Here is a 10,373-nt window from a genome sequence, read left to right as displayed (position 1 = left end):
GCATCGTTGCCGGCATCGATCTCGGCGACCTCCGCGTCCGTCGCGCGCTGGATCGATCGCTGGACCCGGGGCCGGGGCGGCGGGAGCAGCGTGAGCTCGGGCCCCGCAGCAGCACGCTGGACCGGCGTTCCGAGGCCGCGACCGTCGCCGTCGATCAGTCCGTGGGGCGCACCGTCGGCCACGGCGTGGGTCATCGACCCCGTGAACATCGGCGACGCCCAGGCGCCCGGTTCGAACCCGCGGCTGAGCGGCCTGATCGGCTCGGCCAGCTGTCGCTGGATGGGAGGCAGGAAGGCCCACCCCATCGGAGACGGAGCCGGCGCAGGCGCGGGCGCCGGGGTCGCAGGGGTCGCCGTCGGCACCGAAGGTGCCGACGTCACCGGAGCCTTGTCCCGGCTCCAGGGCCATGACCACGCCATCGCTCAGCGTTCCTCGTTGAGCCGGTTGTTGATGGCGGCGATCTCCTGGACATACCGCAGCCGCTGGGCGTGCTCCATGTCGAGGATCGCGTCCGGTGGCCAGTGGAAGTGGTAGGCGACGTACGAGACCTCCGCATAGATGCGGTCCGCCCCGTACGTCACGATTCCCCCAGGCGCCCGCCCGACAGGTCGATCGCGAACCGGTGGGAGCACTCGGGGCAGGTGACCGCCGCACGGGTGTGGCCCTCGGCGTTGATCCGCCGGTAGAAGTCCTGCAGGAACGCCACATCACTGGCGAACATGTTCTCCACGACGTTGGCGTCGACGACGGGAAGGCCACCGAGTCGGGTGATCACCCGACCCAGGAGGACCACCGTGGTGAAGGCGGCGTTCTCCTGGACCCTCTCGTCGTACAGCGGCAGTAGTTCGTCTCGTGCCGTCGCGAGCCGCATCGTCCCCTGACGATGGGTGACGCCGTTGCCGTCGACGAAACCACGGGGCAGCTCGAAGTCGAACGTCGTGCGCAACGGTGCCTCCTGGGCCGCGGGGCGCACGGCCGCCGACACCTCCGGGGAGGCGTCGGCGAGCGCGGGACCCCGCTGCATCAGGTCACCGTCACTTCGTCGAAGCAGACCGTGAACTTCTCGGTTGCCTGCTCGGCGGCGCCGGCCTTGAGCTCGTTGACCTCGACGGTTCGTACCCAGCAGTTCGTGAAGCTGTAGGTCTTGATCGGAGCACCCATGTAGTCGAGGAGCACCACCGATGCGGTCTTCCGGGATCCGGCGACGTCGCCCTGGCTGACCGACTTGAGCCAGTCGGTCACCGTCTTGGAGTCGGTGAGACCACGGGTGACGGTGAACTCGCCGGGCTTGGGCCGACCGATCAGCTGACGTACGACGTACTTGCCGTCGCTGGTCTGCTGCTTGAGCTCGATCTTGTCGACCTCCTGCTTGAGCCCGCTGACCTGGTTGACCTTCGGGACCTGGATTCCGTCGATCGTGACCTTGAACGAATGCGCTGGCGCGGAGTCAAGGGCGTCTGCAAGTGCCATTTCTGGTTCCTACCTACTCTGCTACGAGGCTGGTGCCGCCGGAGAACTGCGACAGCTGGAAGATGACGAACTCGGCCGGCTTCACCGGAGCGATGCCGATCTGGCAGACGACCTGACCGGCGTCGATGCCCTCGGACGGGTTGGTCTCGTCGTCGCACTTGACGAAGAACGCCTCGTCGGGAGTGGTGCCGAACAAGGCACCCTTGCGCCATTCGTTGACCAGGAACGAGGAGATCGTCCGGCGGATCCGGGCCCACAGGTCCTGGTCGTTCGGCTCGAAGACCACCCACTGGGTGCCGATCAGGATCGACTCCTCCAGGTAGTTGAAGAGCCGGCGGACGTTCAGGTACCGCCACTCCGCCTCGCTGGAGAGGGTGCGCGCGCCCCAGACCCGCACACCGCGTCCGGGGAACGTGCGCACGCAGTTGATGCCGACCGGGTTGAGCAGGTCGTGCTCGGCCTTCGTGATCGCCGTCTCGAGCCGGAGGGCTCCGCGGACGACCTCGTTGGCCGGCGCCTTGTGCACGCCCCGGGTGTTGTCGCTGCGCGCCCAGATGCCGGCCATGTGGCCCGACGGTGGCACGAAGGTGTTGGCGCCGGCGGCAGGATCGAAGACCTCGACCCACGGCCAGTACATGGTCGCGAACTTCGAGTCGTAGCCCGCGTCGTGGACCCGCCACTGGTGCACCTGCTGGGCGTTGAGGCCCGGCGGGGTGTCGAGGATCGCGACCCGGTCACCCATCAGCTCGCAATGGGCGATCATGCCCAGCTGCACGGCCTTGAAGGTGTCCAGGTCGATGGCGCCCTGCTGGAGCGCGGCGGCCAGGTCGGGAGCCGAGACCATGGTGACCTCGTCGATGGCCTCCAGGCCGCCGAACCCGGTCCGCTGGGCGACGTCGCCGACGTAGTCACCGGCACCGAGGTTCTCGGTCGTCGGCGGCACCGGCGCGGCCTTCGGCTCGGTCAGCTCGACGCTGCCCTGGGCGATCGGCGTCAGCGCGCTGCCCTGGGAGATCTCCTCGAATGAGATGACCTTCGAGGCCTGGTTGACCTTGGTGGCGACGTTGTTGTCCTGCCCCATCGTGGTCACGTTGTCGTAGGTCTCGGTGGGCTTCCCGTCCACCTTCACGACGAGCTTGAACTCACCTTCGGCTGCCTTCTCGCCGCTGGCCGGTTCGACCGAGAGCTCGATCGACTTCTCGGCCTGGACGCCCTTGGCGATGGAGGTGACGTTGTAGCCGCCGAGCGCGGCCTGCTTGGGGGCCGCAATGGCCTTGGGGGTTGCTGGACCGCCCTTGCGTCCGCTGTTGGGCGCGATCCGTACGACGAAGCAGTTGCCTCCGCCGTTGAGGAACCAGCCGTAGACGGAATGGGCGAGGTAGGAGTTCTCGACGAAATCTCCGAAGTTCTCCGAGAACTGCGACCAGTTGGACACAAGGGTCGGCTCGTTGACCGGTCCCTTGGCTGCCAGACCAACGAATGCGGCGACCGAGGTCCCCACACCCTCGATCGGCCGTGTCCCCGCCGGCATCTCCTCGACGTAGACCCCGGGCGAGAGGTAGTTCGGCATGGTGCCTCCTGAGTTATCGACTTCCCTCAGCGTGGCCCTGATTGACGACCACCGGCAGGTCTCCTAGGTCGCCCTGTCAGGAAGCGTCTCGTGCCCGATGAGGCAGGTCCCGGGAGTGGGCCTGGCTCAGGACGTCATTTCCTCTTCTTCGCCCTCTTCCTGGCGCTGGACGACGGAGCCGAGGCTGGAGTCGTGGGAGGTCTGGGCGGTCTCCTCCTCCTCGGCCTCGTCGGCCTGCCGCTGCACCACGGGGCCGAGGCTGGCGTCATGCGCGGTCTGCACGTCGTCGTCCTCCGCGTGGCGCTGGACGGGCCGGGCCATCACGGCTTCCGCGTTGGAGGACGCCTCCCGTTCGAACCTGTCCGACGGGTCGCTGACCGAGACGCCTCCGCCGACAGGTGTCCCGTCGACAGGGCCATTGCGCTGCTGGACCACGTGGGTCAGCTCGTGGGCGAGCATCGTCTGGCCGGCCGTGGAACCCGGGTCGTAGGCGCCGCGCTGGAAGACGATGTTCGAGCCCACGGTGTAGGCGTGGGCACTGACGGACTTCGCGGACGCGTCGGCCTTGTCACCGGTGTGGACCCGGACGTCGCTGAAGTCCTCCCCCATCCGGGACTCCATGTCCTTGCGCACAGGAGCGTCGATCTCCTGGCCGCTGCCGGAGACGACGTCGTGCACGGACGACCCCTCGTCCTCCATCAATTGCGCCGTCGCGGCATTGCCTGCGGCGCGCTGCAGGCCGATCACGCCGGTCCGGCCCATGACGTCCTGCCGGCCGGCCATCGCGGCCTTCATGGTCAGGTGGTCGGGGCCCTCGACCTTGGCGCGTGCGGCCTCGGCGACCGTGAGATCGTCAGCGTGTTCGTGGTCGTGCAGGTGCATGGCTGCCTCCAGGTCGGACTGGTGCCCACGTTGCTCCGCCGACGCCCGCTCGCCAAGCACCGGACCACGATCTCCCGGGGCAGACGCTGTTGCCCGTTCGGGCAACAGGTCAGGCGTTGTCGCGGAGGACGTGCCAGTAGACGCCGAATTCAGACTCCAGGCAGAGCCGACCGAGCTTGCGGTACTCCCGGTGCACGGCCGTCACCAGGTGCTTCATGCCGATGACACCGGTGTCCGCAGCAGCGAGGTAGGCCGCGGTCACCGCGGACGAACGGATGGATCCGCCGGCGAGCTCGAACGACTTGGCCAGGAAGTCGATGTCGACGTCGGGCTCGCGGCGGATGGTGCGGCCCAGGCAGCTGTCCCACAACGACTTCCGGCCGCCCTCGTCGGGCACAGGGAACTCGACGACGACGTCCAGGCGCCGGGTGAACGCGTCGTCGATGTTCGCGCGCAGGTTGGTGGCCAGGATGATCAGGCCGTCGAAGGACTCCATCCGCTGCAGCAGGTACGCGCTCTCCACGTTGGCGTAGCGGTCGTGGGACGACTGGACCTCCGACCGCTTCCCGAAGACGGCATCGGCCTCGTCGAAGAGCAGTACGGCGTTGACGCCCGCCGCTGCCGTGAAGATGCGTTCCAGGTTCTTCTCGGTCTCGCCGATGTACTTGTCCACGACCGTGGCGAGGTCGACGACGTACAGCTCGAGCCCGAGGTCGTGCGCGATCACTTCGGCGGACATGGTCTTGCCGGTGCCGGAGTCGCCCGCGAACAGCGCGGCGACACCGATGCCGCGCCCTCCGCCGGGGCGCATCCTCCACTCGACGAGGACCCTCTCGCGGTGACGGGACCTCAACGCGACTTCCTGCAGGGCCGTCAGCACCGTCGGGGGTACGACGAGATCGGCCCACGACACGGCGGGTTCCACCCGCCGGGCCAGCCGGTCCAGCGCGGAGCCGTTCTCCGCCCGCGCGCCCAGCACGATGTGACGGGGTCCGACGGCGCCACCCGCGACCGACGCCTGCAGCTGGGCGGACTTCGCCGCACGAAGGACGTCCTCGGGCCGGAGACGGAACTGGTCGGTGGCCGCGAGCACCTCGGCACCGGCACCCGCCCCGGCGAGCGCGAAGCGCCAGAGCTCGCGACGCTCGGACGTCGTGCTGTCCGGAACGGCCAGCTGGAGCACCGAGTGGACCGACCATTCGGGGTCCCAGACCCGGGAACCGACCATGATCAACGGGCGGGGTTCGGACAGGAGGTGGGCGGCCAGGACCGGACGCTCCTCGAGGGCCGTCACCGGCCCGGCCACGATGCCCGCGCCGGACAGGCGGGCTTCCCGCGCCGCGATCCGGGCCAGGCGATCGGGATCGGGCTGGCGCAGCAGCCGGGTGAGGTCGAGATGGATGGCACGATGTCCGGTCAGCCGCAGTGCCTCGGCGGCCAGCACCCGGCCCGAGCCGGTCTCGGGCTCGCGCAGGTAGATGAGGGGCACGGCCTTCTCGATCGCCCGGGCGAGCGGGGAGGGGTCGCCCCACGGGACATCGGGCACCTCGATCACGACGGGCGCCAGCGCCACGTCGACGGCATCGCCCCCGAGCAGGTGGGACACGACCCGGTCGGGCACGCCGACTGATCTCCCGCCGAAGGGCCGCCCCGGTTCGTCGAGCTCGACCAGGCCTCCGGTCACGAGCGGACCGTGCAGCAGGTGGGCGTACCCCTCCGGGGTGCCGAGCGGCACGCCGGCGAGCTCGAGCGCCACGGCCACCGACGGCCGTCGTCGGCTGACGTCGTCATTCAGGTAGCCGAAGAGGCCCTCGAAACGCGGATCCACGTCGGCGGCCATGCCGATGAGGAGCAGGTCGATGTCGATGGTGTCGAGGCCGAAGTTCGCCGCCAGGTCCCTGAGCCGCAGCGGCACTCCCGCGTCCTCGGCCTCGTCGGCAGCGGACTCGACCTCCGCCACGCTCGACAGCGCCGACCAGTCGGCGAGCAGCCGCGGGCCAGCCAGCAGCCGGTCGACGGCAGCATCGTCGAGGTAGAGGCCCCGGAACGGGTCGTCCGGGTTGGGGTCCACCGCGCGACGGGCCTCCACGAGCGCCCGGATGCGCTCTTCGATCACGGCGAGACGGCCCAGGACATGGGCCAGACTGCGGCGTGACATCAGGTCTTGCCCCGACCTCGAGCGCGGGCACTGCCCAGGTTGATGAGCCCGCCGGCACCGCCGGCACCACCGGCACCGCCGCCGCCACCCGCACCACCGCCACCGCCACCCGACGGCGTGTTGGCGACGAGGGAGCCCTTGCCCGCCTTCTTGAACGCTGCCGCGCGCCCCTCGAACGCCACGCCACCGACGACGTTGCCGTCCTCGTCGAGCTCGAGTCCGAGCCTGGCCGCGGCCTCCTTCGACGGACCCGGGGGTTCGTGGGCCTTGCGCCTGCTCTCGCCCCCGTGGACCACGTCGGTCGTGTCGATGGTGATGCCACCCTCGACCGGCGGCCCGGCGGCGAAGGACCTGCCTGTCCACATCGGAGCGACCACCACGAGGTCGAGTGACGGCTTCAGCTCGCCACCCAAGGCCGACCAGACGTCGGCGAACGCACGGTCCTCCGGCGGGGGCAGGCCGATGGTGACCTTCACCGGCTCGCGTGGTTCGGCGAGCGGACCGACCACCAGGTGCTTCGGCAGGGCGTCGTACTTCAGGAACGCGCGGAGCAGGGAGTCGAGCACGCGGTGCTCGTCCTCGGGGCGCTGGGTCCAGGCCGTGAGCAGATAGCTGAGCTTGTAGAAGCGGGGCGCCGGCACGCGACCGACCACCTGCCCGGTCTCCGGGTCGAGCGTGTCCAGGAAGCCCGCGGCGCGGTGCTTCATGTCCTCGCGGATGTCGTAGAGGTACATGTTCACCGTCGGCGCGTTCCGCCGGGCCGCCCAGTCCTTGGTCGGCGCGTCGAACACGACGTCGATGTCCCCGTCGACCGCATCGGCGCGGACGATCTCGCGCAGCGCATCGTCGACCTGAGAGATCACGGCCTACCCCCGTCCGACCAGGTCCGGTGGGGACAGGGAGCGCAGCACGATCAGGATGTCGCCGGTGACCGGGGTGAACTCCTCGGTCGTGCTCGTCGCCGTGATCGTCCGATCTCCCAGTTGCTCACGCCGCAGGATCAGCACAGGCCGCCTGATGGTGCCGTCGGCGAGGACCGTGATCGGGGCAGCGTGGATCGGGAGACCCTCGCCGACGCCCCAGCTCAGGACGACCTGCGTGCTGGGGGGCATGTTCTCGCCGTACGCGAGGACGACCTGGCCGGGCCGGGCCACGGCCGGCACCAGCCGGATCGCGGGCTGCAGCACCGGGAGCTCGAGCGTGTCCTTGTTGTTCGGGAGCACCGGGTCGATCGTCGTGGCGTTGACCTTGGCCGTCAGGGTGAAGTCACCCTCGGTCGCCGTGGTGAGGACGACCCGGTACAGCGCATCCGTGCCGGGCGCGATGTTCCCGAGGCTGCAGAGCAGGCCGGCGGGCAGGCAGGCAGGCGTCGGCTGGAGCGGAGGTGTCAAGGGATCCGGACCGGGCACCGGGGCCGCGGCGGCCACACCCGCCGGCCAGCTGACGATCAGCTTCGCCCCCTGCGCGATCTGGGGGCCGAGGTTGCGGACCCGGACTAGCACGATGCGCTTCCCGCCGACGTACCCGGTGGGCTTGTCGATACCGAGGAAGACGGCCAGGTCGGCTCGTGGTGGCGCCACGAGCATCACCTGGTACGTCGCGGTGGCGGTGTTGTTGGCGGGCACGGGATCCACCGACGTGCTGGTCACCGTCGCCGTGACCGTGCCGGCAGCGACGGGCACGGGATGGCTGAACGTGACGACATAGGTGACGACCCCGTCCACCGGCAAGGACCCGATCGTGCACCCCGTGCCGTCGGCCGCGCAGACCACCGGAGGACCGCTGGCGGTGGTCGCGGAGATGATCGTCGCGCCGGGCGAGAGTGCCGTGGCGAGGACGACGCCCAGAGCGGTGTGGGGTCCCAGGTTGGTCACCGTGAACGTGGCCGTCAGCGGTGCGCCGACGCTGGCCGGCGACCCGGCCACCGCGGCCGTCACCGCGACGTCGCCCCGAGGTGTCGGCTGGTACGTCGGCTCGGTCTCGGGACCGCGCTCGTCGGTGATCACGGCCAGGCCGGTGGCGTCCGGCAGGATCCGGTAGATCCCCCGCTGGTCGGGTTGCCCCATCGGCTGTGCGCTGAAGGCGATCTCGCTGCTGTCCGGGGCCCAGGCCGGATCGTCGGCCCACGCCAGCGTCGCCTGCGCCTCGGTGGTGTTGCCGTTCCAGGGAGGACGAGTGAGACCCTCGGTCTCGACGGTGAACTCGTTGAGGCTGTTGTCCTGGATCGTGCCCAGGACGAGGGCACCCGAGTTGACGAAGACGATGGCTGAACCGTCCGGAGCCCAGGCGGGGTGGCGTCCGGTGAGGTCGTCGCAGAACTCCGGGCAGGTCCTCGCGCGGACCCCGACGCTCTCGGTCTGCACCGGCACGACCCAGATTCCGTCGTCGTTGGTGGGGAGCGTCTCGCCGCGCGCCGGCAACAGGTCACCCCCAGCTGCCCAACCGGGTCCGGGGCGGTGCAGGAACGGGCCGGGATCCGGGTTGCAGCACGGCTGGATCATCCGCCGGAGGACCAGCTGGGTGCCATCGGGCGACCAGTCGGGGTCCGTGTCTGCCCACGAGTGGTGGTCCAGCTCCGGATCCACCGCGTCGAAGTCGAGGCGCGGCGTGATGACGAAGATGCTCTCCGCGACCAGGTCGACGACGTACACCCTCGGGCTGGCCGTCGACGCGGTGGAGGCGGGCAGCGACTCGCGGACGAAAGCGATGCGGGTGCCGTCCGGCGACCAGACCGGGTCCCGGTCGCGATCTGTCGGTTGATGGGCCGTCATGGCGGCGAGCGAGACGGGATCGGTCCCGTCCGCATTCGCCACCCAGATCTCCCGCTCCAGCGGAATGATCGAGTCGCTCACACCCACCTGCCGGCTGAAGGCGATCCGACCTCCGTCGGGCGAGTAGTCCGGGCCGGCCTCGTCCACCCGGATCTCGTCGTCGATGATCTCGTCGATCAGCGGAGGCGTGCTGCGGTCGGTCCCGTCGACACGGACGTCGGAGATGTCGGCATCGAGCACCCGGCTGTCCGTGGGGTCGATGGAGGTGTGCAGGGCGCGGGCGGTGTACGCGATCTCGCCGGCGGTGTCGCTCGTGGATCCACCGACGAAGCCGTCGAGCCAGGTCGGGTGGGTCTCGGCGACCCCAGGGGTGGTGAAGACGGGGCTGTCGCGGAAGAAGTGGGGTTCCGGTTCCAGGCTGTCGGGTGGGTCATAACGCGCGGTGGCGATGTCGCCGTAGGGATCCTCCTCGCGGCGGGTGTAGGCGATGTAGGGGTTGATCTCCCCGAAGTTCTGGACCCAGGCCGCTTCGCTCGACACGGGAGGGATCTCCTCGTCCGTCCAGGGGTTCCAGTTGTGCTCGGGGTTGAACACATCGAGCAGCCGAATCGAGCCCTCCGGCCGGTCCTGGTCCGAGGTGAAGGCCACGGTGAGTGCGCCCGTGAGGTCCGGAGCGACGGCCGGTTGGGTCTCTGCGTGCCCGGGGGTGAAGGTGATCACCTCGGGCGGGCCGAACGCCGCCGGGTCACCGTCCCACTGGGGGGAGCTGGCCGTGAACTGGAAGCTGATCACCGCCAGGTCGGGCAACTCCCCTTCCTCCGCGGTGCTGTAGACGATCCCGTACGTGCCGCCGCCATCGAAGTTCTCCACGACGAACGGACTCGGCCAGAGGTCGTCGCCAGGGGAATCCGGGGTCAGGTTCGAGATGGTCCAGTTGCAGTCGCCGTCATCTGACCGGATGGCCGCATAAATGTCCCAGTCACCGTCGGCGTCCGAGGCGAAGAAGACCTCCCGGTCCCCGTCCGTGCCCGGCACGGGATGGGTCTCCACGTCGTCGTTGTCGCAGGTGATCCGCGTGAGGCCGCCGTCGGAATCCTCGTGGTACACCTCGCCCTCGGGGGTGTCCACCGTGCTCACCCAAGCCAGAGCGGACTCGCCGGGCGTCCTCGACAGCTCACCCTCGTGGACGGGGCGGTCGACGTACCCCAGCTCCGGCGCGTCCACCAGTCCGAGCGACTCCACCGTGCCGGTGTCGCCCGACAGGCCACCGTGGAAGGTACTCATCGTCACGCCACGCGAATAAACCTGGTCGCGCTCGTCGGTGAACGCGACGCGCGACTCCGGCGGGAGCGCCGCGGCGACGGCCCGGGCCGCGGGCGAGGGAAGTGCGCCGGTGACGAGCGCGGGCAGCACGACTACTGGCGACACCGCACATGCGAGTGCCACCGCCGTGAGGCGCTTGCTCTTCACCAGTCGTCTCCTCATCGCGATGACTTGATCGTCGTACTCCCGAAGGGCACGC

General features: G+C 69.7%; 9 protein-coding genes. All 9 read right to left on the bottom strand.

What is annotated here, in order from left to right; all coding sequences use genetic code 11:
* Positions 1-194, bottom strand: a 194-nt coding sequence (locus ACOADB_RS26910) for a hypothetical protein (protein WP_378606290.1), incomplete at its 3' end; no start/stop codon positions are given.
* A gap of 228 nt (positions 195-422) precedes the next feature.
* Positions 423-581, bottom strand: coding sequence for a DUF6760 family protein (locus ACOADB_RS26905; protein WP_182377104.1), 159 nt, complete (start codon positions 579-581; stop codon positions 423-425).
* The gene (locus ACOADB_RS26900) at positions 578-1,024 is read right to left on the bottom strand and encodes a hypothetical protein (protein WP_378606286.1); all 447 of its coding nucleotides are present in this window, start codon (positions 1,022-1,024) and stop codon (positions 578-580) included. Before ACOADB_RS26900 ends, ACOADB_RS26905 begins: the two co-directional genes overlap by 4 nt.
* A complete protein-coding gene (locus tag ACOADB_RS26895; protein WP_056714350.1) occupies positions 1,024-1,470 on the bottom strand; it encodes a phage tail protein in 447 nt (148 codons plus the stop codon). The genes ACOADB_RS26900 and ACOADB_RS26895 overlap by 1 nt, the downstream gene beginning before the upstream one ends.
* 13 nt (positions 1,471-1,483) lie before the next feature.
* On the bottom strand, positions 1,484-3,040 hold the full coding sequence (locus ACOADB_RS26890; RefSeq protein WP_378606283.1) for a phage tail sheath family protein: 1,557 nt from the start codon (positions 3,038-3,040) through the stop codon (positions 1,484-1,486).
* Between the two features lie 126 nt (positions 3,041-3,166).
* Complete coding sequence (locus tag ACOADB_RS26885) at positions 3,167-3,922, bottom strand: DUF4157 domain-containing protein (protein WP_378606280.1); 756 nt, start codon at positions 3,920-3,922, stop codon at positions 3,167-3,169.
* Between the two features lie 109 nt (positions 3,923-4,031).
* The gene (locus ACOADB_RS26880; protein WP_378606277.1) at positions 4,032-6,080 is read right to left on the bottom strand and encodes an ATP-binding protein; all 2,049 of its coding nucleotides are present in this window, start codon (positions 6,078-6,080) and stop codon (positions 4,032-4,034) included.
* Positions 6,080-6,943: a DUF4255 domain-containing protein gene (locus ACOADB_RS26875; protein WP_378606274.1), complete on the bottom strand. Its 864-nt coding sequence runs from the start codon at positions 6,941-6,943 to the stop codon at positions 6,080-6,082. The genes ACOADB_RS26880 and ACOADB_RS26875 overlap by 1 nt, the downstream gene beginning before the upstream one ends.
* A 3-nt stretch (positions 6,944-6,946) precedes the next feature.
* Positions 6,947-10,321, bottom strand: a complete 3,375-nt coding sequence (locus ACOADB_RS26870; RefSeq protein ID WP_378606271.1) for a hypothetical protein — start codon at positions 10,319-10,321, stop codon at positions 6,947-6,949.
* Between the last annotated feature and the right edge of the window lie 52 nt (positions 10,322-10,373).

It is taken from the genome of Nocardioides sp. CPCC 206348 (genome assembly GCF_048654705.1).
Classification (GTDB): domain Bacteria; phylum Actinomycetota; class Actinomycetes; order Propionibacteriales; family Nocardioidaceae; genus Nocardioides.
Note: the sequence above shows the minus strand (reverse complement) of the source record. Positions and strands in the feature narration are given on the sequence as shown.